Source organism: Jannaschia pohangensis, from assembly GCF_900113875.1.
Classification (GTDB): domain Bacteria; phylum Pseudomonadota; class Alphaproteobacteria; order Rhodobacterales; family Rhodobacteraceae; genus Jannaschia; species Jannaschia pohangensis.
The window spans coordinates 316450-338226 of the sequence record NZ_FORA01000001.1; the positions used below are offsets into that span (position 1 = coordinate 316450).

20 protein-coding genes are annotated in these 21777 nt (G+C 65.2%); 7 read left to right on the forward strand and 13 right to left on the reverse strand.

Translation table 11 applies throughout. The features are described from left to right. Nucleotides 1–2 precede the first annotated feature (2 nt). From BM002_RS01525 to BM002_RS01550, 6 genes are all read left to right on the forward strand, one after another. Entirely contained in the window at nt 3–905 is a 903-nt protein-coding gene (locus BM002_RS01525; RefSeq protein ID WP_092776614.1) for a carbamate kinase, read from the forward strand. Next, entirely contained in the window at nt 902–1984 is a 1083-nt protein-coding gene (locus BM002_RS01530; protein WP_092776616.1) for an ABC transporter permease, read from the forward strand. The genes BM002_RS01525 and BM002_RS01530 overlap by 4 nt, the downstream gene beginning before the upstream one ends. Continuing rightward, a complete protein-coding gene (locus tag BM002_RS01535) occupies nt 1984–2748 on the forward strand; it encodes an ABC transporter ATP-binding protein (RefSeq protein ID WP_092776618.1) in 765 nt (254 codons plus the stop codon). Before BM002_RS01530 ends, BM002_RS01535 begins: the two co-directional genes overlap by 1 nt. Further along, complete coding sequence (locus tag BM002_RS01540) at nt 2748–4262, forward strand: MlaD family protein (protein ID WP_175484771.1); 1515 nt, start codon at nt 2748–2750, stop codon at nt 4260–4262. Before BM002_RS01535 ends, BM002_RS01540 begins: the two co-directional genes overlap by 1 nt. Nucleotides 4263–4266: 4 nt before the next feature. Beyond that, nucleotides 4267–4878: an ABC-type transport auxiliary lipoprotein family protein gene (locus tag BM002_RS01545; RefSeq protein ID WP_092776622.1), complete on the forward strand. Its 612-nt coding sequence runs from the start codon at nt 4267–4269 to the stop codon at nt 4876–4878. A gap of 88 nt (nt 4879–4966) precedes the next feature. Continuing rightward, on the forward strand, nt 4967–5734 hold the full coding sequence (locus BM002_RS01550; RefSeq protein ID WP_245749091.1) for a LuxR family transcriptional regulator: 768 nt from the start codon (nt 4967–4969) through the stop codon (nt 5732–5734). A 300-nt stretch (nt 5735–6034) separates the two neighbouring features. On the opposite strand, the gene tsf is transcribed toward BM002_RS01550, so the two are convergent. The 8 genes from tsf to trkA all read right to left on the reverse strand — a co-directional run bounded on the left by tsf (nt 6035) and on the right by trkA (nt 13951). Further along, nucleotides 6035–6910, reverse strand: a complete 876-nt coding sequence (tsf, locus tag BM002_RS01555; protein WP_092776624.1) for a translation elongation factor Ts — start codon at nt 6908–6910, stop codon at nt 6035–6037. 75 nt (nt 6911–6985) lie between these two features. Further along, nucleotides 6986–7771, reverse strand: a complete 786-nt coding sequence (gene rpsB / locus BM002_RS01560) for a 30S ribosomal protein S2 (RefSeq protein ID WP_092776626.1) — start codon at nt 7769–7771, stop codon at nt 6986–6988. Nucleotides 7772–8015: 244 nt separating this feature from the next. After that, on the reverse strand, nt 8016–8573 hold the full coding sequence (locus BM002_RS01565; protein ID WP_092776628.1) for a lipid-binding SYLF domain-containing protein: 558 nt from the start codon (nt 8571–8573) through the stop codon (nt 8016–8018). 225 nt (nt 8574–8798) lie between these two features. Next, the gene (locus BM002_RS01570) at nt 8799–9212 is read right to left on the reverse strand and encodes a hypothetical protein (protein ID WP_092776630.1); all 414 of its coding nucleotides are present in this window, start codon (nt 9210–9212) and stop codon (nt 8799–8801) included. Between the two features lie 77 nt (nt 9213–9289). Continuing rightward, nucleotides 9290–10672, reverse strand: coding sequence for a GTPase HflX (gene hflX / locus BM002_RS01575; RefSeq protein WP_092776632.1), 1383 nt, complete (start codon nt 10670–10672; stop codon nt 9290–9292). Further along, a complete protein-coding gene (gene hfq, locus BM002_RS01580) occupies nt 10635–10889 on the reverse strand; it encodes an RNA chaperone Hfq (RefSeq protein WP_092778619.1) in 255 nt (84 codons plus the stop codon). Before hfq ends, hflX begins: the two co-directional genes overlap by 38 nt. A gap of 151 nt (nt 10890–11040) precedes the next feature. Next, entirely contained in the window at nt 11041–12552 is a 1512-nt protein-coding gene (locus BM002_RS01585) for a potassium transporter TrkG (RefSeq protein ID WP_092776634.1), read from the reverse strand. A gap of 16 nt (nt 12553–12568) precedes the next feature. After that, nucleotides 12569–13951, reverse strand: coding sequence for a Trk system potassium transporter TrkA (gene trkA, locus BM002_RS01590; RefSeq protein ID WP_092776636.1), 1383 nt, complete (start codon nt 13949–13951; stop codon nt 12569–12571). A 156-nt stretch (nt 13952–14107) separates the two neighbouring features. On the opposite strand from trkA, the gene BM002_RS01595 reads away from it, so the two are divergent. Continuing rightward, nucleotides 14108–14524 carry a hypothetical protein gene (locus BM002_RS01595; RefSeq protein WP_139212209.1) on the forward strand — a complete coding sequence of 139 codons (417 nt, stop codon included), beginning with the start codon at nt 14108–14110 and terminating at the stop codon, nt 14522–14524. Here BM002_RS01595 and ntrX read toward each other — a convergent pair. From ntrX to dusB, 5 genes are all read right to left on the reverse strand, one after another. Further along, on the reverse strand, nt 14521–15915 hold the full coding sequence (ntrX, locus tag BM002_RS01600) for a nitrogen assimilation response regulator NtrX (RefSeq protein ID WP_092776640.1): 1395 nt from the start codon (nt 15913–15915) through the stop codon (nt 14521–14523). The genes BM002_RS01595 and ntrX overlap by 4 nt on opposite strands. 1 nt (nt 15916) lies before the next feature. Beyond that, nucleotides 15917–18082, reverse strand: coding sequence for an ATP-binding protein (locus BM002_RS01605; RefSeq protein WP_092778620.1), 2166 nt, complete (start codon nt 18080–18082; stop codon nt 15917–15919). Nucleotides 18083–18236: 154 nt separating this feature from the next. Continuing rightward, nucleotides 18237–19601 carry a response regulator gene (locus tag BM002_RS01610; protein WP_092776642.1) on the reverse strand — a complete coding sequence of 455 codons (1365 nt, stop codon included), beginning with the start codon at nt 19599–19601 and terminating at the stop codon, nt 18237–18239. 18 nt (nt 19602–19619) lie between these two features. Then, the gene (locus tag BM002_RS01615; RefSeq protein ID WP_092776644.1) at nt 19620–20681 is read right to left on the reverse strand and encodes a two-component system sensor histidine kinase NtrB; all 1062 of its coding nucleotides are present in this window, start codon (nt 20679–20681) and stop codon (nt 19620–19622) included. After that, nucleotides 20678–21682 carry a tRNA dihydrouridine synthase DusB gene (gene dusB / locus BM002_RS01620; RefSeq protein ID WP_281243785.1) on the reverse strand — a complete coding sequence of 335 codons (1005 nt, stop codon included), beginning with the start codon at nt 21680–21682 and terminating at the stop codon, nt 20678–20680. The genes BM002_RS01615 and dusB overlap by 4 nt, the downstream gene beginning before the upstream one ends. Nucleotides 21683–21777: the final 95 nt, after the last annotated feature.

Genomic DNA, 21777 nt, shown 5'->3' on the forward strand with positions numbered 1-21777 from the left:
CCATGCTGGTCGTCGCAGCCTTGGGGGGCAATGCCCTGCTCAAACGGGGCGAGCCATTGACGGCGCTGGCACAGCAGGCCAACGTTGCCCGTGCGGCCCGGGCCCTGGCCGGGATCCTGAAGGCCGGTCACGGCCTTGTCGTCACCCATGGCAACGGCCCGCAGATCGGGCTTCTGGCGATGCAGACGGATCCCTGGCCGCTTGATGTTCTGGGGGCGGAAACCGATGGCATGATCGGCTATGTGATCGAACGGGAGCTGGAGAACGCGCTGGACCATGATCGCCCCGTCGCGACGCTTCTGACACAGGTTCTGGTCGATCCTGCCGATCCGGCATTTGCCGACCCCGTCAAGTTCGTCGGTCCCGTCTGGACCGAAGACGAGGCCCAGGCGCGGGCCCGGGCGAACGGCTGGACGGTCCGTCAGGACGGCGCGGGATGGCGACGCGTTGTCCCCTCGCCTCCGCCTCTGGATATTCCCGACCTTGCAGCGGCACGCCTGTTGCTCGACCACGGGGCCGTGGTGATTTGTGGCGGCGGCGGCGGCATCCCCGTCGCCCGCGGGCCGGACGGACGCCTGACGGGGGTCGAGGCGGTGGTCGACAAGGACAGCACCTCTGCCCTTCTGGCCCGGCGTCTGGGGGCGGATGCCTTACTTCTGCTGACCGACGTCGCCGGCGTGATGGCCGATTTCGGCACCGACCGCGCCCGGACGATCCTGCATCTGACACCGGACGAGGCCGAGGCGATGACCCTCCCCGCCGGGTCCATGGCGCCCAAGGTCGCCGCCGCCGCCGACTTCGCCCGTCAGACCGGCGGCAACGCGTGGATCGGACGGCTGGAGGACGCAGTGGACATGCTGGACAGACGGGCAGGCACGCGCATCGGCGCAAGGCACGGTTCATGAGCGGTATCGACCTGCGCATTGCGGATGGCACGCTGCACCTGTCGGGCGACCTGTCGATTGCCCACGTCGGCACCGTCGCAGCGCCAGAGGACGGCACCGTTGCCCGGATCGAACTGTCACAGGTTGCCCGCCTCGACACAGCGGGGGCCTGGCTGGTTCTGGACCTTGCGCAGCGGTTCGGCGACGTGCCCGTGTCCGGGGCGACCGCGCCTCAGAACGACCTGATCGAAACCGTGCGCCGGAACCTGCCGCCGGACGTGCAGCCGCCCGAACGTCACACGCTGCGCAACCTGCTGATCCGTCTGGGCCACGCCGTCTGGGACACGGGCCGCGAGGCGCTGGCCCTGACCGCCTTTCTGGGTCAGGTCGTCGCCGAGATCCTGCGTCTTCTGCGCCATCCCGGGCGGCTTCGCGTCACTTCCATGGTCCACCACATGCAGGCGACTGGCCTCGATGCGGTGCCCATCGTGGTGCTCATGTCCTTCCTCATCGGCGTGGTCGTGGCGTTTCAGGGATCGACGCAGCTGGAGCAATTCGGGGCCGAGATCTTCGTCGTCGACCTGATCGCCATTTCGGTCCTGCGCGAGCTTGGCATCCTGCTGACGGCCATCATCGTGGCGGGCCGGTCCGCCTCCGCGTTCACGGCGGCCATCGGGTCAATGAAGATGCGCGAAGAGATTGACGCCCTGCGCGCCCTGGGCCTTGATCCGATCACGGTGCTGGTGGCGCCGCGCATTCTGGCGCTGGTCCTGATGCTTCCGATCCTGTGCATTCTGGCGAATGTCGCGGGCCTGACCGGCGGGGCAATGATGGCCTGGATGGACCTTGGCATCGCGCCCGCCGCCTTTGCCGAACGGATCGCGACCCAGATCGGCCCCTGGCACCTGGCCGTCGGCCTCATCAAGGCGCCGGTCTTCGCGCTGATCGTCGGGGTCGTCGGCTGCCGAAACGGGTTGCGGGTGGGCGGCGACGCCGAAAGCCTGGGTGCGCAGACGTCCGCGGCGGTGGTGGCGTCGATCTTCCTCGTGATCGTGGCGGACGCGGTCTTTTCGGTGTTCTTCGCCGTGGTGGGGGTCTGATGGACGATCCCGTGATCCGGGTGCGCGGGCTTGCCACGCGGTTCGGCGACCATGTCGTCCACGAAGGGCTGGACCTCGATGTGGGGCGCGGCGAAATCCTGGGTGTCATCGGCGGGTCGGGCACCGGCAAGTCGGTCCTGCTGCGTCAGATCGTGGGCCTGCTGGAGCCTGCCGAAGGCGAGATCGAGGTTCTGGGCCAACCCGTTCGAGACACCAGCCCCGAGGAATTCCGCGACTTGCGGCGTCGATGGGGGGTGATGTTCCAGGGTGGTGCGCTGTTCTCCTCCTTGTCCGTCCGCGAAAACGTCGAGGCTCCGATGCGCGAACAGATGGATCTGCCCGACGACCTGCGTCGCAAGCTGGCGGCGATCAAGGTCCGTATGGTCGGCCTGCCCGATGATGCGATGGACAAGCCGCCCTCGGCCCTGTCGGGCGGCATGCGCAAGCGCGCGGGGTTTGCCCGGGCCATCGCGCTCGACCCCGAGATCGTCTTTCTGGACGAGCCGACCGCCGGGCTGGACCCGATCGGGGCCGCCGCCCTTGATGTTCTGGTGCGCCAGTTGCGCGATGCCCTTGGACTTACGGTCTTTCTCGTGACCCACGATCTCGATACGCTGCACGCGATCTGCGACCGGGTCGCCGTTCTGGCCGAGCGGCGTGTGCTGGCGACCGGCACGCTCGACGAATTGCGCGACCTGCGACACGAGTGGTTGCAGGCGTATCTGGGCGGCCCACGCGGGCGCGCCGCACGGGGAGAGCCATAGTGGAAATCAAGGCGAACTTCCTGCTGATCGGGCTCTTTACCCTTCTGGGGCTCGGCGCGGTGCTGGCCGCCTTCGTCTGGCTCGGATCGTTCCGGCTCGACCGCGACGAGGCGGTCTACGGGGTGCTTTTCAACGACGTCTCGGGCCTGACGGTGAACGGCGAAGTCGTCTTCAACGGCCTGCCGGTGGGGCGGGTGACCGAACTGCGCCTGCACGCGCCCGACCCGTCCCTGATCTACGCGCGGATCGAGATCGACGCCGCCACACCCGTGCGCGGCGACACCATCGCGCAGCTGTCGTCACAGGGGGTCACCGGCATCGCCTATGTCGCTCTGTCGGGCGGCTCGCCCTCGGCGCCTCTGTTGAACTCCGTGCCCGATGACCCTGCATTGATCCCGTCGCGCCGAACCGGGTTGCAAACGCTGCTGAACGACGCGCCTGTCCTGTTTGACGACGTGGCCGCTCTTGTCGCGGACGTCCGCGTGTTGGTCGGGCCCGACACCCAGACCAAGGTCGCGCGCATCCTGACGAACCTCGACTCGGCCTCGGCCAAGCTGGACACGACGCTAGACGGGATGGCGGAGTTGACCGAGGGGCTTTCTGCGGCGGCGACGCAGATCGGCGGTCTGGGCGACACGATCGCAGCTTTGGAGGGACAGGTCGGGACGACGCTCGCGAATGCGGACTCGGCCCTGATCGCGGCGACGGGGACCTTCGATGCGGCAACCCCGGCCATCGCGGATCTGCGCACTGCCCTCGATCTCACGCGCGATCTCCTGGCGCAGGAAGGGCCGGATACGCTCGCCGCGCTGCGCAGCGGGGTCGCAGGGCTCGACACGACGCTCGAGTCGGCAGAGACTGCCTTCGACGCCCTGGCCCGCGCGGCGGACCGGATCGACGAACTGGCGTCAGGCGACGGAGCCGCGCTTCTGGCGTCGGCACGCGGAACGCTGTCGGCGGTGGAGCCTGCGCTGCGCGATGACCTGCCTGCGACCCTGTCGGACCTGCGTGCCGCGAGTGCCGAGACACGGGCCGCCCTGACCCGCATCACCGACGGCATTGCCGGGACGACCGACCAACTCGACCCGCTGGCGACCGACGCGCGGGCCGCGCTGGCAGAGGTCACCGCCCTGCTGGAACGCGGGGGCACGACCCTCGACACGCTCGACGGCGCGCTCGCCTCGGCGGACGGGGCCTTCGCCACGGCCGGCACCATCATGGAGGCGGACATCGGCCCCGCGATGGCCGACATCCGGGCCGCCGCCGATGCCATCGCCCGCGACTTGCCGACCCTGACCGCGCGGGCCGATACGGTGCTGCGCGATATCGCGAATGCCGTGGCAGTGGTCACCCCGGGGTTGCGTGATTTCGGCGCGACCACCCTGCCCGAGTTTGGCCGGTTGGCCACAGAGACCCGAACGCTGGTCCGCGGATTGTCCGATCTGGTCCGCCAGATCCGCAACAACCCCGTCGGGCTTATCCAGGGCGGCCAAGTGCCGGAATACAGGAGGTGACGCCATGATTTCCCTGCCCCGCCGGGCGCTTTTGCTGGGCCTTGTCGCCAGCAGTTCGGGCTGCGCCGCACTTGGCGCTCTGGAGAACGCGTCTCGCGCCCTGCCCACCTACGAGTTGACGCCGGTTGCCGGTTCTGGCGGCGCGCGCCGCGCCGTCACTCTTGTCGTCGCCCGTCCCGAGGCGCCGGCGGCCATCTCCACCGACCGCATCCTGATCAAGCCCGACCCCCTGTCGGTGGCCTATCTGCCTGATGCCCGCTGGTCCGAAGAGGTGCCGCAGCTTGTCCAATCGCTCGTCATCCGCTCCATCGCCGAGTCGGGTCGTCTGGGATACGTCGGATCGGCGGATGGCGGCCCCCTGCCCGATGTCGCGTTGCTGCTGCGGGTCGACGCGTTTCAGGCCGAACCCGTCGCCGGTCAGGACGCGGTCCCGGTCCGCACGGCCCTGTCGGCCAGCCTGATCCGCGACAGCGACCAGAGGGTGTTGGCCTCGCGCGACTTTGCGGGCGCGTCGCTTGCCGCGTCCGACCGGCCTGCGGATCTTGTGCCCGCGTTCCAGAATGCGCTCGGCCCCGGACTGGCTGCCCTGGCCGATTGGGTGGCCCGGACCGTTTGAGCCTTGGCTGCGACGTCTCGACACATGCGTGAACTCTGCGTAACCTTACGTCACCTCACACATCGGATTCCGTTTCGTGCCGCAATCCTTGACCAGTACCGAGCAGTTCCTGCTCGAAACCTCGCGTCTGACCGACCTTGAAACGGTCTGGTCCCGCTTTCTGGAGCGGATGGGCGACTACGGTTTCAATCGTGTGCTCTATGCGGTGACCCGGTTTCGGACCGATTTCTCGGCCGGCGACATCCGCGACGCCGTTGTGATGACGAATTATCCCAAGGAGTTCACCGATCCCTATCTGGAGGGCGGGCTGTTCCGGAACGCCCCCATGGTCCGGTGGGCGATGAAGAACACCGGGACGCTGTCCTGGGCGACCATCGCCGAGGAAGCCAAGGCCGGCCTGCTGCCCCCCGAAGTGATGGAAGTGGTGGCATTCAACCGCGCGCACGGCATCATCGCGGGCTATGGGATCAGCTTTCCCCGGGTGTCGCCGCGCACCGGCCACGGCGTCGGGCTGAGCAGCACGACCCTGACCCAGGAAGAGGTCGAGGCGATCTGGGCCACCCATGGCTGCGAGATCGAGCTGATTTGCCAGGTCTGCCACCTGACGATGATGTCCCTGCCCCATGCGTCCCACGGGCGCCAGTTGACAGTGCGCCAGCGCGAGGTGCTGGAGCTGGTGGCCGATGGCAAGACCATCCAGGACGTCGCCCTCCTGATGGGGCGCAACCCGGCCACGGTGGAAAAACACCTGCGTCTTGCGCGGGATGCGCTGGATGTCGAAACCACGGCGCAGGCGATTTTGAAGACGAGCATCCAGAACCAGTTCTTCCGCTACGAAGGCGACGCGGCCCCCTGATCCGCGGGGGGTAAGGTTTTCCTTACTTACCTGACCTAGGGGAAAGCGGCATGCTCGGGGTGTCTTGTGAGTGATGGCAATTACGCCATGGACTATTCGGACGGGGGCGCATCGGAGCGGTTTTCAACCGACGTGCTGCAGTTCGGCCGATGAAGTTCGGCAGATGCGAGGTCCGGGGAATTTCCCCCGGGCTGAGCGGTGACTTCCGGTGGCGGCGCTCCCCAGTCTGCCAGACCGGACAACGGAAAGCGGCGCCGAAATTTGCTTCGGCGCCGCTTTTTGCTGGTCTCGGGTCAGATCTTACGACTGGCTGACCTTGGCGACTTCGGCGGCGAAATCCTCGACCGTCTTCTCGATGCCTTCGCCGACTTCCAGGCGGATGTAGCCGGTGATCTCCAGGCCGGCCTCTTTGGCGGCCTGCTCCACGGTCACGTCCGGGTTGATGACGAACTGCTGGTTGAGAAGCGTGACCTCGGCCATGTACTTCTTCATCCGGCCTTCGATCATCTTCTCGATCACCTGCTCGGGCTTGCCCGACTCGCGCGCGATGTCGATCTGGACCTGGCGTTCCTTGTCGATGACAGAGCTGTCGAGCTCGGCCTCGTTCAGGGCGGCGGGGTTGGTCGCGGCGACGTGCATGGCGACCTGCTTGCCGAAGGCGTCGTCGGCCTTGGACAGGGCGACCAGAACGCCGATCTTGCCCATGCCGGGTGCGGCGGCGTTGTGGACATAGGACACGACGGACCCGCCCGACAGCTTGGCCATGCGGCGCACGGACATGTTCTCGCCGATGGTGGCGATCTTGCCGGTCACCAGATCCTCGACCGACTTGCCGCCGACCTTGGCCGACTTGAGCGCGTCGACGTCATCGACCGACAGCGCGGCCGTCGCGATGTCCGACACCATCTGCTGGAACTCGGAGTTCTTGGCGACGAAGTCCGTCTCGGAGTTCACTTCGACGGCAACCGCCGTCGTGCCATCCACGGCCACGGCCACGAGGCCCTCGGCGGCGGTGCGGCCCGATTTCTTGGCGGCCTTGGCCAGACCCTTGGTGCGCAGCCAGTCGATTGCCGCCTCCATGTCGCCATCCGTCTCGGTCAGTGCCTTCTTGGCATCCATCATGCCCGCGCCGGTCGTGTCGCGCAGGTCCTTCACCATTGCTGCGGTGATCGCCATGATCCTGTCTCCTTGAAAAAATGGGGTGGGGCGCGCCGTCGGTGGCGCGCCCTCTGAACCGATGTGCGTCGGGGCTCAGGCCTCGGCGGCGTCTGCTTCGGCAGGGACGTCGTCCGCGTCGCCGTCAATCGCACCCTCTTCCATCGCACCGATATCGACGCCGGCGGCGCCGAGTTGGGCGCTCATGCCCTCCAGCGCGGCGCGGGCGACGAGGTCGCAATAGAGGCTGATGGCACGGGCCGCGTCATCGTTGCCGGGGATGATGTAGTCCACACCATCGGGCGAGCAGTTGCTGTCCACGACGGCGATGACCGGGATACCCAGCTTCTTGGCTTCGGCGATGGCCAGGTCTTCCTTGTTCACGTCGATGATGAACAGAAGGTCGGGCAGACCGCCCATTTCACGGATCCCGCCGAGCGAGGCCTGCAGTTTGGTCTGGTCACGCTCCATGCCCAGACGCTCTTTCTTGGTCAGGCCCTCGAAGCCGCCGTCCATCGCTTCGTCGATGGATTTCAGGCGGTTGATCGAGTTGGACACGGTCTTCCAGTTGGTGAGCGTGCCGCCCAGCCAACGGTGGTTCATGTAGTACTGCGCGCAACGCTCGGCGGCATCGGCGACGGGCTTCTGGGCCTGGCGCTTGGTGCCGACAAACAGGATGCGACCGCCACGGGCGACGGTATCGGCCACGACCTGCAGCGCCTGCTCCAGCATGGGAACGGTCTGGGTCAGGTCCATGATGTGGATGCCGTTCTTGGCGCCGTAGATATACGGGCCCATCCGGGGGTTCCAACGCTGGGTCTGGTGACCAAAGTGAACGCCGGCTTCGAGCAGCTGACGCAGAGAGAAATCAGGCAATGCCATGTTTCTTGTCCTTTCCGGTTTCAATCCTGAGCGGGGGATCAGAGCGTCATGCTCAACCGGTGGACCGTTCGGGGATGTCTCCCCCGAGGGCCCGCCCCCGCCTGTGAAGTGCGCGGCCTATCTCACGGCGGCACATGTGTTGCAAGGGGGAAATCGCGTATTTCGACCGATCGCACCGGGATGCGGCGCGGCGGGAAAAGGGGTGGCACAGAAGCTTGGGACCCCGCGCCACCCAGGAGGAACCTTAGGGAATGATCCGATTGTATTTCGCGCCCTCGAGCGATGCGCCGGCCAGAAGTCCGGCCTGCCCGAAGACCACGGCGATCACCGGCGTCAGAAGTTCGGTCGTTCCGGTGCGAAGGCCGCCCGCGTTGTTGGACACGGCATATTCGACGTCGGCCCCCGCGACCCAGCCGGGCGAGGTGCGGAAGTTGTTGAGCGCGGGTTCGGTCATGAAGAACAGCGCGTGGCTATATTGCTGGCCACCGATCTGCAGGCCGACCGAGGCGGCGGTCGTGGAATAGTAATCCACCGTTACATCGTTGATCCGCAGCGCCCCACGCCCGTAGGCGCCCCCGATCCCGAGACCGGCCTCGGTCACGACGGGCATCATCAGGATACCGCTGGCTTTGCCCGCCAGGACCTGTGTGTCCGGCAGCTGGTTGTACATGAAGTTGAAGGCCGCATCCACGCGGCTATCGATGCGCTGGCCACCGTTGGCGCCAATGCCGTTCCCGCAGGCGGCAAGCGCCAGAGGAGCGGAAGCCGCCGCAATGAAGCGACGACGCGAGAATGCGGTCATGGGTTTGTCCTGTCCAAAGTCTGCTCATACCGCCGAGGTCTTCTGCCTCGATCTGATGAAAAAGGTAGCAGGACAATGTGCTCTTGTCACCCCTTTTGGACATAATCCCGGGTCAATGATCCGAACCGACGCCCGGACACGCCGAAAGGGGCACGCCCCCCTTCCCGAAGACGCACCCCTCCCCCAAGCGCATCCCGAAGGACGGCGAAGGTCTATGTCCGGAGCTCAGCCGGCGTCGGCTGCGGTCTCGGTCGGCTCGATCACGGCCTGATCCACGGGGCCAACGACGTCGGCGACGGGCATGTCGCCATGCAGGACAACCGGGATGGGAATGAAGACCGCGACGTCGGTCAGACTGGGCAGGCCGGGCGCGACGGGCATGTCGTTCCCCATCTGCCGCACGTCATAGGGCAGGATTGTCGGGGCGACGGGCAGATCCGCGTGGATCGACGCGAGGTTCGCGGCCACCAGCCGATCACGCCAGCCTTCGGGCACCGTGGGGGCGTCGGGCATCTCAGCAAAGATCGGCGCGTCGGGGCGCGGCGTCGGGCGGACGCCCACATCCGCGATCGCGGGCAGCGCCAGGGCGACGGGAAGGATGGAGAGCGCAGTTACGCGCGCGGTACGCAGAAAGGTCATGACGGGACTCCGATTTTAATTGAGTCCTTATTGCTCGGGAAACCGGCACGACTTGCCCGTCACCAAGGCCATTTTCGTCAATCGACTTCGGGTGGCGCAACAATCCCTGCGGAATCGGCCTCATTGGGGAAGCGACTGCGGAACCTTGCCGCATCTTCGGCCAACCATCGTACTGAAACGCGCGTTCCCGCCTCTTCCTGCGACTCGGCCGTCACCAGACCGCGTTCGTGCAGCCAGGCGCGGGCGCGCCCCGCATCATGGGCCAGCAGGATGTCGCTCTCCATCACCCGACCCTCAAGGCGATCTGCGATGGCCGCCAGAAGCGCATCCAGACCCGCGCCGCTGAGCGCGGAGCCCAGGAACACGTTCTCCTGACGGGCCGCGAGGTTGGTCGTGGCCTCCAGATCGTCGGCGGACAGCGCGTCGGACTTGTTCCAGAATTCCAGGCGCGGCACGTCCGGCGACACGCCAAGCTGCTCCAGGATCGTCTCCACGTCGCGGGCCTGCGCCGCGGATTCAGGATGGCTGATGTCGCGGACGTGCAGAACCAGATCGGCGTCCAGCACCTCCTCCAACGTGGCGCGGAAGGCGGCGACCAGCTGCGTGGGCAGGTCCGAGATGAAGCCCACCGTGTCCGACAGGATCACATCGAGGCCCCCTGCTTCGCCCACCGGCAGGCGCACCGACCGCATCGTCGGGTCGAGCGTGGCAAAGAGCATGTCCTTGGCCAGCACATCCGCCCCGGTCAGACGGTTGAACAGCGTCGACTTGCCCGCGTTGGTATAGCCCGCGAAGGCCACGACCGGATACGGCACCTTGGCGCGCGCCGCCCGGTGCAGCTCCCGCGTCGTGGCCACCTTGGCCAATTGACGGCGCAGGCGGATCATCTGGTCGTCGATGGCGCGGCGGTCCGCCTCGATCTGGGTCTCACCCGGGCCGCCCACGAACCCGAGGCCGCCGCGCTGACGCTCCAGATGGGTCCAGGCCCGCACCAGACGCGTCCGCTGATAGGACAGCGCCGCCAGTTCGACCTGCAACACGCCTTCCCGCGTCGCGGCACGGTCGGCGAAGATTTCCAGAATCAGGCCGGTCCGATCCAGCAGCTTGACCTTCCAGGCCCGTTCCAGATTGCGCTGCTGGACGGGGGTCACGGCGCCGTCGATCAGGATCAGGTCGACTTCGTCAGCCTCGATCCGGGCGCGCAGTTCCTCGACCTTGCCGGACCCGAAGAGCATGCCGGGATGCGGCTTGGGCAGTCGGACGATGTCGCCGCCCAACACCTCGAGTCCCGGCAACGCATGGGCCAGCGACACCGCTTCCTCCAGGGCATATTTCGGATCCCTGGCGGAACGGTCGCCTGCGCGCGTGTCGGGATGCAGGACCAGAGCGCGCGTTGGCTGCGCTTCGGTCGAATGCGTCTGATCAGGAGGATTCGTCAGAACCGTCCCCGTTATTGTCATAAAGGTTGATGGGCTGGGCCGGCATCACGGTCGAGATCGCGTGCTTGTAGACAAGCTGGCTCTGACCGTCGCGGCGCAACAGCACGCAGAAGTTGTCGAACCAGGTGATCACGCCCTGAAGCTTCACACCATTGATCAGAAAAATCGTCACGGGCACTTTCGTCTTGCGGACGTGGTTGAGAAACGCGTCCTGAAGATTCTGCTTATCCGATGCCATTGTCAGAAGTCCCTGTCCCGCGCGCCCCTTTTGCGAGGCGTCGAATTGCAATGCCCTGTTTATGAAACGCAGTTCACAAAGTTTCCACCCCTGAAACGAAGGTTTCTGACGTGCCATGGCAAGACGCAGCCGGTGAACAGTTGCCGCAAGGTCAATCGCGCCAGAAATCGGGGTTTAGAAGGGCGATCAACGCCAGCGCTTCAAGCCGACCCAGGACCATCGTCATGGCCGCCACGACCTTGGCCGCATCGGGCAGGACGTTGATCGCGCCGGGGCCACCCAGAACGATCTCGGCCAGGGGGCCGGTTGTCGTCAGGCAGGCGATGGCAAGGGTCATCGCCGTCTCGAATTCGAGGCCGGTCAGGGTCAGCGCCAAGGTCACACCGGCGATGGACGTCGCGAACAGCATGAAGAACACCCAGGCCGCCTCGGTCCCGCCGGAGGGGATGCGCCGCGCACCCGCCCGCCCGCTCACGATGGAGCTTGGATGCACCAGAAGCGCCATTTCCCGTCGCCCGTGGGCATAGAGCGCGTAAATCCGCAACAGTTTCACGCCGCCCGCCGTGGTGGCGACCCCGCCCCCGAAGATCGCCAGCCCCAGTAACAGAACCGACGGCGCGCCAAGGCCCGACCATTGCTGCGCCTCCTGCCAGTGCAGGCTCTCGAACCCGGTCGTGGTCAGGAACGACAGCACCGTGAACGCCGACCCCCAGAGCGCCCCGAGGGCGGCTTCGGTATCGGCCAGCGCCCCCACCTCCAGCGCGCCGACCCAGTGGCGTGCAAAAAGGACGACCGTCACCAGCGCGATGAGCATCGCCCCGATCCGGAGCTCCCGATCCTGTGCCAGGTTGCGGATGTGGTCGCGGTTCATGTCGGTCGAGAACAGCTGACGACTCAGGGCGAACAGCAGAAACACGGCGATCAGCATTTCGCCCCCAAGGCCCGCCCCGTTTTCCCCAAGCGACGTGGCGTTCGTGATGCCAGATGTCGACAGGGTCGACATCGCGAAGATCAGGCCCGTCACCGCCCGTTCCCCCGAGGCGACCAGCAGCCCCCAAAGCAGGGCTGTCAGACCCAGATAGATCGGACCCAGGGTCATCGTCGCCCGGGTCAGCCGTGCGACCGGATCACTGCCGTCCGCCCCCCCGATCCGGTCGGCCCCGCGCGTTACGTTCCCGTCGGCCACTTCGAATCCGCCCAGGTTCAGCGGGGCGAGAATCGCGATGGCGGCGATCCAGATCACGAACCCTCCCTGCCAGGCCACCATGGCCCGCCACAGATGCACCGAATCCGACAGACGGTCGGCGGCAAACAGGCTGCCGCCGGTGGTCGTCATCGCGGCAACCATCTCCACATAGAGGTTCAGGGCGCGCGTATCTGGCACGATATCGGTCAGCGGCACGGCGGCAAGCGCCGGGAGCAAGGTGAAGACCGACAACAGCGCGATCAGATGGTTTCGGGTGATATTCGTAGGCTTCGTTCGCACGGTCGCGATCGCGATTCCTCCGATTAACGCCAGTAGCAGGGTGCCGGCATAGAAGAACGCCTGCGCCTCGCGGTGGCGGTCATTCACGACCGCGTGGATGGCGGGCACGAACATCGAAGCCGACAGAGCCGCCGCCAGCACCACCAACAACGGGATGCGGCGTATCAGGGCTGGCATCGGCGCGGCCCCGCCATCAGAAGAAGTCCACCTGCACCTGCAACAGCCGCTCCACCTCGGGCACATCCGCCGAGAGCGCGAACAGTGTGATGACGTCCCCCTCCTCGATCACGGTACTCGCTTCGGGTCGCACCACGCCCGCGGACTTGCGGATCATGCCCACCAGAACGCCTTCCGGGAAATCGATGTCCCGCACCGCCTTGCCCGCCATGGATGAGGTCGACAGGACCTGCGCCTCGATCACCTCGGCCTCGGAATCGCCGACCGAATAGACGTTGCGCACCCGTCCGTGCCGCACATGCCGCAGGATCGACGACACCGTCGTCTGGCGCGGGTTCACATAGGCATCGATCCCGAGCGGATCGAGCAGCGGGACAAGCGTCGGGTCATTGATCAGGGCGATGGTCTTGCGGCAGCCGGCGGCCTTGGCGCGCACCGCGGCCAGCATGTTCGTCTTGTCGTCATCCGTCACGGTCAGCACGGCGTCGGCCTTGTCGATATTCGCCTCGCGCAGCAGTTCGATGTCCAGGCCGTCACCCGACAGGACGATCGTGCGCTCCAACGCCTCGGCGGCGCGTTCGGCGCAGGTCCGATTGCGCTCGATCATCTTGGCCCGGATCCGCTCGGGCGCCGCCTCGAGGGCGCGCGCGACCGCAAGGCCGACATTTCCGCCGCCGATGATGACGATCCGTTCCTGCTTCTTCAGTTTCTTGCCAAAGATTTCCTGCGTTCGCGACAGGTCATCGGAATGACACAGCACATAGATCTGATCGCCGGCCTTCAGCTGATCGCCGGGTTCGGGCGCAAAAAGCCGCCCCTTGTCGGCCCTGCGCACGCCCACGACGACGGCACGCAGGGTGCTGAAAAGCTCCGACAATTGCCGCAGCGGCGTGTCGAGAACCGGGCAGTTCTCATCCAGATGCAGGCCCACGAACTGCGCGGCACCATCCAGGAAATCGACGATGTCAAAGGCTTCCGGCGCGCGTAGACGGCGCAGCGCGGCCTCGGCCACTTCGCGTTCGGGGCTGATGACCACGTCGATCGGCAGGTGGTCGCGACGATAAAGGCCGGATCGCATCGCGCTCAGATAGCTTTGCGCCCGCAGACGCGCGATCTTGCGCGGTACGGTAAAGACCGAATGGGCGATCTGGCAGGTCACCATATTGACCTCGTCCGAATGCGTCGCCGCGATCAGCATGTCCGCATCTTCGGCCCCCGCCCGTTCCAGAACGTTCGGATAGGATGCAAAGCCCGTGATCCCCTGCACGTCCAGCGTATCGGTGGCGCGGGCGACAAGGTCGGCGTTGTTGTCGACGACGGTGACGTCGTTGCGTTCGCCCGACAGGTGGCGGGCAATCTGCCAGCCGACTTGCCCCGCACCGCAGATGATGACCTTCATGGACTGCCCTTCGCGGCAATGAACCCGGACCCGCTGGATAGGACGTGCGGGGGTGGGCGGTCAATCACGGCAACGCCGCCCGGTTTCAAATGTCTGACAATTGAAATCACGGGTTTGCCAATTGTCAGACGTTTGAACTCCGCTATGGTCCGAAGCATGAAACGCATCCTGCCCCTTTTCCTGTTCCTTGCCGCCTGCGGGATCGGCACGTCGCCGGTCTGGCTCAAGCCCGGGACGCCGACCCTCACTGCCGAACAGGATTTCCTGGCCTGCGCCGCGCAGGCGCGCCGTGACTTCCCGGAAACCCGCCGCATCACGACCGCCCCGAGCGTTGTCATCGGTGGCGGGCTTTGCCGCGACGGCGTCTGCGTCGGAGTGAACGACCGGCCGGATGTGTTCGAGACGGATCGCAATGATCCCTTGCGCGCCCGCGCCATCAACGCCTGCATGGAGGCCAAGGGATATCAGAGAACCACCCTGCCCGTCTGCGCCGCCGGGGCGACGCAGCTGGCCAGTCAACCCTTTGATACCCGTGGGCTTTGCGTGGCCAACGGGCGGATCGCCTCGCCCTAGTCGTCCACCCGCGCGACCCGCGCCCCGCCGCGTGCGGTGGTGACCACGCCGAGCGATTTCAATTTGCGGTGCAGGGCGCTGCGTTCCATCCCGACGAAACTTGCCGTGCGGCTGATGTTGCCGCCGAACCGGTTGATCTGCGTCATCAGGTACTGCCGTTCAAAGAGTTCCCGCGCTTCCCGCAAAGGCAGGCTGGCCAACGAACCCGACAGGGTCATTTCGCCTGCATCCGCCCCGCCATCGGTCGGACTGGGGAGTTCGGAAGGCTCGATCGGGCCGGTGCCGTCGCCCAGGATCAGGACCCTTTCGATGACGTTGCGCAATTGTCTGACATTTCCCGGCCATCGCATCGTCTGCAGCAAAGCCTTTGTTTCTTCGGACAATTCCCGCAACGGCAGGCCCTGCGCCTTGTTCAGCGAGGCGATGAAGTAATCGGCAAGAACCGGAATATCGTCGCGCCGCTCTTCCAGCGACGGGACCTCGATCGGGACGACATTCAGGCGGTGATACAGTTCTTCGCGGAACCGGCCCGCACGCACTTCCTGCATCAGGTCGCGATTGGTCGAGGAAATCACACGCAGGTCGACCCGCACCTTGTCGTTGCCGCCGACCCGATTGAAGGCCTGCTCCACCAGGACGCGCAGGATCTTCGACTGCGTTCCCATGGGCATATCGGCGATCTCGTCGAAATAGATCACGCCCTCATGCGCCTGTTCCAGCAGGCCCATCTCGATGCCCTTCTCGGGACTTTCGCGACCGAACAGAACCGCCTCCATCCGTTCCGGCTCGATGGATGCGGACGAAACCGTCACGAAGGGCGCAGAGGCACGGTTGGACTTGCCGTGAATATAGCGCGCAGCCACTTCCTTGCCGGATCCGGCAGGGCCGGTCAGCATGACGCGCCCATTCGAGTTCATCACCTTTTTCAGGTTTGAAACCAATGCTTTGAAAGCGGCCGACTGGCCGATCATCTCGGCCGATGACGCATCCTTACGGCGCAGTTCCGAATTTTCGTGCCGAAGACGCGACGCCTCCATCGCGCGACTGACCACCACCATTAGCTGATCGATATTGAAGGGCTTTTCGATATAGTCGTAGGCCCCCTGCTTGATCGCCGCCACCGCGATTTCAATGTTGCCATGCCCCGATATGATGATGATCGGCACGTCCGGATTGGTGCGCCGCACGGATTTCAGGATGTCGATCCCGTCCATGTCGCTGTCCTTCAGCCAGATATCGAGGATCATGAGACTGGGCGCCTCGTCCTCGATGGCCTTCATGCACGCGTCTGCGGTGCCAGCCGTCCGGCAGGAATATCCTTCGTCTTCAAGGATATCCGAGATGAGGCTCCGAATATCCGACTCGTCGTCAGTGATCAGGATGTCGCCCATGTTAGCTCTCCTCTATGCGGGGCAGTCGAATGACGGCCTCCGCGCCCCTGTGACCGTCGGCTCCGGGTTCTGCGTCGCGCAGATCCAGGGTGCCGCCGTGTTCCTCGATGATTTTCTTGACGATGGGCAGGCCAAGGCCTGTCCCCTTGTCGCGTGTGGTGACGTAGGGCTCGAACAGCCGCGCGCGATCTTGCGGCAGGCCGATCCCGGTGTCCGAAATGCGCACTTCCAGATGGCTGCCATTTGCGGACAACACCACCGACACCTGTTTCGCGAACGGGGTCTCGTCCCGTTCCTCTCGGGTCTCGATGGCCTCACCGGCGTTCTTGATGAGGTTGGTAAAGGCCTGGCGCATCATCGTCGGATCGAATTCGCCCATGACCTTGCCCGCCGGAATGTCGTCCAACAACTCCACCGGTTCCAGAGCGGGGCGTTGCAGCGTCACCGTCTCTCGCAGAAGGTGGGCCAGATCACCGCGCTGACGCTCGGGTTCGGGCATCCGCGCGAATTTGGAAAACTCGTCAACGATGCGTCGCAAGTCATTGGTTTGACGAACAATCACCCCGGTCAATTCGGCCAGTTTCGCCGCGCTTTCCTCGCTCAGCTCGCGCCCGAACCGCCGATTGACCCGCTCTGCCGATAGTTGGATCGGCGTCAGCGGATTCTTGATTTCATGGGCAATGCGCCGTGCCACGTCACCCCAGGCCGCCATGCGTTGCGCGCTGACCAGTTCGGTTACGTCATCGAAGGCGACGACATAGCCTTCGGGCGCGCCATCCAGGCCCGGGCGTGTCGCGATACGGACCAGCAGGCTTTCAAGTTTTCCGCCTCGCGCAACCCGGATCTCCTCTTGTTCGGTCTCGGCTCCACTGGCCTGCAAACGTGCCCATAGACCGGCGTATTCGGGCACGACATCGTTCAGCAACAGGCCGTACCGCTCCCCTTCGAGCGCAAGAAGACGTTGCGCGGAGCGGTTCATGAAGTCGATCCGTCCTTCGGGATCGAGGCCGATGACCCCCGCCGTGACCGAGCCCAGAACGCTGTCGAACAGGCGCCGACGTCGTTCGGTCTGGGTGTTGGTTTCGACCAGCGCGTCGCGCTGCCCCTTCAACTGCCGGGTCATCTGGTTGAAGATACGGCCGAGCATGGCGATTTCGTCGTCGCCCGCCTCTTCCTTCACGCGCACGCTCAAATCGCCCTGGCCGACCCTTTGCGCCGCGCCAGCCAAACGGCCGACGGGCCGCGACAGCCGTTCGGCGAACCACAATCCGGCCCAGGTCGCCGCAAGGATCAGGATCAGGGCGAAGCCGACATAGAGCAGGCCGAATTCGAAGAGCAAGCGCCCGCGATCCCGTTCAAGCTGTTGATAAAGCTGCGCTGTCGCCTGAGTCTGATCCAGAAGCTGCAGCAGATCGCCATCCACGGTCCGGGTCACATAGAGAAACCGATCCTGATAGGCGGAGAGTTGAAGAAGGATCCGGAACTCGTTGATTTCCTTGTCTTCGATAAGGACGATTGCACCATCGCGTGCCTGACCGATCTGGGTGTCGGTCACTTCCTCGAAATCGAACAGATAGGAGCCTTCGCCACGGGCCCGGATGGCCCCGGTTCCGTCGATGACGAAGGCTTCTTCCAGGCCGCGCTGGATCTGCTCCTGACCCTGGGCCAGGATCTGTCGCAATTCGCCGTCGGCCAATGTGCCCCCGCCCGATGTTCCGAGTGACGCGCGTTTGGCGAGGTCGAGGTACCCGGCCAATGCGCGCGCATCCTGGGTCAAGCCGTCGCGATGTTCCTGGGCATAGGCCTGGGCGGCTTCGACCGAATTCCCCAAGGCGCTGCGCACACGGTCCGAGAACCAGCCTTCCAGTCCGACATTGATCGTGATCGTCGCGAAAACCGCCGTCAGCACCGTTGGGATGAGCGCGATGCCGGTAAAGACGCCGGTGAGTCTAAGGTGGAGTTGCGATCCCGCCGACCGGGCCCGGCGCGCCGCAACCATCCGCGTCAGACGCCGTACGACCAGGGCAGCAATGGCCAGAATATAGACTAGGTCGGCCAGCAGAACGACGCGGAGCCACCCCAGATCCTCGCTCGCCCCGCGCAGCGTGATGGCGAGGAACGTCAGGACGACAAGCGTCGGGCCGAGCACCACGAGGGTGACCGTCATGATCGTCTGAATCTGCCTGCGCCCGCTCCAGAGGAAGCTGGGAAACAAGGCAGCGCCGGAGGAATCCGAAGCCCGCAAGGTCGCCTCTAAGCCATGTCTTTACCGCGCGTCGTCCCTGCCGGGTTGTTCCCGATCTGCAACGCCTGTGGCGGTTTTACATCAACTTGCGGCGCCGTGTCACGAGGATATCGAGATCCGTGATCTTCTTTCGCAGCGTATTGCGGTTAATCCCGAGTAAATCGGCGCATTTCGCCTGATTTCCGCCCGTCGCATCGAGCGCGATCTCGATCAACGGTGCTTCGACCTCACGCAAAATGCGTTGGTACAGCCCCGGGGCCGGCAATTGGCCGCCCTGCAAATCGAAGTACCGGCGCAGGTGGCTTTCGACCGCATCGCTCAGCTTGTCTGTCGCCGCAACCGCACGGGGGCCGCTGGAAATCGTTCCCAGAACCGCTTCGACCTCGGGCTTGGTAATTTCTTCGGCGGGACTGGTCGCAACCAACCGGCGGGTGATGTTCTCGAGCTGACGGACGTTGCCGGGCCAGGGATGCGCGCGGATGAGGCCCATGGCCTCATCGGAAAAACGTCGCAGGCTGCCCCCGTCCCGTTCGGCGCGACCGAGGAAATGCGCGGCAAGCAACGGAATGTCGTCCACCCTTTCGCGCAGCGCGGGCACATCGAGCTGCGCCCCCGCCAGTCTGTAGTAGAGGTCCGATCGAAAGTTGTCGGGACCGCTGCTGTCGAGACGGGGCGTCAGGTCACGCTGCGCGCTCGCCATGATTCGCGGACCACTGCTCTCCAGACCGTCGAGCATGCGAACGACGCGGGTCTGAAGTTCCGGCTCGAGGTCCCCCACTTCGTCGAACAGGATGGACCCCCCCTTGGCCCGCGCAAGCAGCTCCGATGGCCCGTCGAAACCCACCAGATCGGATGCGGTCGCCGTCACGAACGGCAGGGTCCGGCGGTCAGAGAAATCATGAATTGCCCGTGCGATCAAGGATTTACCAGTCCCACTTTCCCCGACGATCATGACGGGCAGGTCCGTGTTCATCACCCGCGCGACCAAGCGATAGAGAGCCTGCATCCGCGGGGTTCGCCCGACCAGGGGCAGATCGTCGTTATCCTCGGTCTTTGCGACATCCGGCGCCGCCACGCGTTTCTGATCGAGCGCGCGCGACGCGCGTTTCATCAAATCGGGCAAGTCAAAGGGCTTTGGCAGATAATCGTAAGCCTCGGCCTCGGCCGCCTGGATCGCCGTCATGATGGTGTTCTGGGCGGAAATCACGATGACCGGCAGACCGGGGCGTTCCCGTGTGATGCGGGGCAGCATCTCGAGGCCGTTGCCGTCGGGCATGACCACGTCGGAAATGACCAGATCGCCTTTGCCTTCCTCGACCCACCGCATCAGGGTGACGAGCGACGAGGTAGCATGCACCTTGCACCCTGCCCGCGTCAGGGCCTGGGTCAGCACCGTGCGGATGGTGCGGTCGTCGTCGGCGACTAGAATTGTTCCGTCCATGCGTTTTCTCTCAGACCTTTAGGGGGCGTTCTTGATGTCTTTGGGCGGCATCGGCAGCGAAATCCGAAAGGCGGTACGCCCCGGCTCGCTATCGACCGAAATCCACCCGTCATGTTCGTGGATGATCTTGGAGACGAGCGCCAAGCCAAGCCCGGTTCCGTTTTCCCGTCCGGAGACGAAGGGTTCGAACAGATTGGCGGCAAGATCGGGCGGCACACCCGGGCCGTCGTCCACGATCTCGATCTGCAGGGGTACCGAACCGCCCGACCCATCCGGCCGCCGCACGCGCAGCGACAGCTCATAGAAAGTCCGGATGGTGATTTTTCCACCCTGCTCCGCGACTTGCGCGGCGTTCTTCAACAGGTTCAACACCACTTGAAGCAATTGATCCGGATCGGCCCAAGTTGACGGGAGCGACGGGTCGTAGGCCTCGTCTATCGTCATATGCGCGGCGAACCCGACCATCGCAGACCGGCGCGCCCGGTCCAAGACGTCGTGAATGTTCACCGCCCGACGTTGTGGCGGCTGCAGGTTTCCGAACTGCTCCACCTGGTCCAGAAGTTTGACGATCCGGCGGCTTTCGCCAACAATTAATTCCGTCAGTTCGAAGTCTTCGCCGGTGAGGTTCATGCTGAGAAGCTGCGCGGCCCCCGTTATCCCGGCCAGTGGATTCTTGATTTCATGGGCCAGCATCTCGGCCATGCCGATGGCCGATTTGGCAGCGGTCTGCGAATTGCGCGCCCGGTCCAGCCGACCCGCGATATCCTGCGGAGAAATCAGGATCAGAACCCCATTCCCCAGGGGCGACATATGCACTTCGCTGCGGATCGCGGGCGCGGGGCCAACGCGCAAATGCGTGTCGTGCAGCGTCAGAGGTGCCATGGTCCGCCGCACCCGGGCCGTTGCAACCTCGATGTCACTGTCGAGCGCCATGATCCTGGCCAACGGGGCATCCTGAAGCGTCTTGGCGGATCGGTTCAGGAACCCTTCGGCGGGACCATTCACCTGCAAAATCAGGTCATTGCCATCGACAACGATCGCCGGGATCGGCAGAGCTTGCCAGATATCAGCCTCGGTCATGCTGCCTGCCTTGCCTGCGGTGCCAGCGCGGCGCGCAGCAGTTTGGGAACGTCCTGCGGCCCGGCCGTCAGAACCTCCTTGCGGAGGGCCGGCACCGTCCCGGAGTCGTCCATGTACCAGCCCAGATGCTTGCGCGCGACGCGGCCTCCCAACTCTGGCCCGTAAAAGGCGATCATCGCGCTGTGGTGACGTGTCACCAGGTCAATCAAAGCGCTTCCGCTCGGGATCGCGGGCGTCGCGCCATGGCCAAGCCCGGCGGCGATCTTCGCCAGTTGCCAGGGGCGCCCCTGCGCGCCGCGACCCACCATGACACCGGCGGCGCCGGACGCATCGAGGGCCGCCCGGGCCGACGCCACGTCGACGATATCGCCGTTCGCCAGAACGGGGATCGTCAGCGCCGCGACAATCGGACGAATGGCACGCCAATCGGCGGCCCCCTTGTAGAATTGGCAGCGCGTCCGGCCATGAACGGTCAGCATGCGAATGCCCGCCGCTTCGGCACGTTTGGCCAACTCGACCGTATTCCGACTATCGTCATCCCACCCGAGGCGGGTCTTCAGGGTCACGGGCACATCCACGGCCGCCACCACCGCCTCGATCAGGCGCAGGGCATGGTCGTGATCGCGCAGCAAGGCCGACCCGGACAGGCCGCCTGTCACCTTCTTGGCCGGGCAGCCCATGTTGATGTCGATCATCCGCGCGCCCTGCCCCGCCAGAACGCGTGCCGCCTCAGCCATCCAGACCGCCTCACGCCCTGCGATCTGGACGGAGGTGCCTTCGACCATTGCGCCGAGTTCCGCGCGGTCGCGCACCGACGGCTTGGCCTCCACCATCTCGCGGCTGGCGACCATTTCGGACACGACCAGCCCGGCGCCGAATCCCTGCACAAGGGTCCGGGTCGGCAAATCGGTGATTCCGGCCATGGGTGCCAGGGCCACCGGAGAGGTGAACCCCAAGGCCGCAAGGCGCGAATCCAAGGCAGGTGCGGTTTTTTCGGGCACGTGACTAACTTCTGGGCGATTGTGCCCTGTTCATAGGGTGAACGGCGGCGGATGGGCAGTCATCGCGCAACCATCGGGCGGCAGGTTCGACAATT

Coding starts and splice junctions, on each gene's coding strand:
- rpsB (WP_092776626.1), bottom strand. CDS start 7,771: ATGGCATTGCCTGATTTCTCTCTGCGTCAGCTGCTCGAAGCCGGCGTT.
- ntrX (WP_092776640.1), bottom strand. CDS start 15,915: ATGGGCGACATCCTGATCACTGACGACGAGTCGGATATTCGGAGCCTC.
- BM002_RS01585 (WP_092776634.1), bottom strand. CDS start 12,552: ATGCCAGCCCTGATACGCCGCATCCCGTTGTTGGTGGTGCTGGCGGCG.
- BM002_RS01615 (WP_092776644.1), bottom strand. CDS start 20,681: ATGACCGAGGCTGATATCTGGCAAGCTCTGCCGATCCCGGCGATCGTT.
- BM002_RS01595 (WP_139212209.1), top strand. CDS start 14,108: ATGAAACGCATCCTGCCCCTTTTCCTGTTCCTTGCCGCCTGCGGGATC.
- BM002_RS01565 (WP_092776628.1), bottom strand. CDS start 8,573: ATGACCGCATTCTCGCGTCGTCGCTTCATTGCGGCGGCTTCCGCTCCT.
- BM002_RS01610 (WP_092776642.1), bottom strand. CDS start 19,601: ATGGACGGAACAATTCTAGTCGCCGACGACGACCGCACCATCCGCACG.
- trkA (WP_092776636.1), bottom strand. CDS start 13,951: ATGAAGGTCATCATCTGCGGTGCGGGGCAAGTCGGCTGGCAGATTGCC.
- BM002_RS01545 (WP_092776622.1), top strand. CDS start 4,267: ATGATTTCCCTGCCCCGCCGGGCGCTTTTGCTGGGCCTTGTCGCCAGC.
- hflX (WP_092776632.1), bottom strand. CDS start 10,672: ATGACAATAACGGGGACGGTTCTGACGAATCCTCCTGATCAGACGCAT.
- tsf (WP_092776624.1), bottom strand. CDS start 6,910: ATGGCGATCACCGCAGCAATGGTGAAGGACCTGCGCGACACGACCGGC.
- BM002_RS01605 (WP_092778620.1), bottom strand. CDS start 18,082: ATGACGGTCACCCTCGTGGTGCTCGGCCCGACGCTTGTCGTCCTGACG.
- hfq (WP_092778619.1), bottom strand. CDS start 10,889: ATGGCATCGGATAAGCAGAATCTTCAGGACGCGTTTCTCAACCACGTC.
- BM002_RS01535 (WP_092776618.1), top strand. CDS start 1,984: ATGGACGATCCCGTGATCCGGGTGCGCGGGCTTGCCACGCGGTTCGGC.
- BM002_RS01530 (WP_092776616.1), top strand. CDS start 902: ATGAGCGGTATCGACCTGCGCATTGCGGATGGCACGCTGCACCTGTCG.
- BM002_RS01525 (WP_092776614.1), top strand. CDS start 3: ATGCTGGTCGTCGCAGCCTTGGGGGGCAATGCCCTGCTCAAACGGGGC.
- BM002_RS01570 (WP_092776630.1), bottom strand. CDS start 9,212: ATGACCTTTCTGCGTACCGCGCGCGTAACTGCGCTCTCCATCCTTCCC.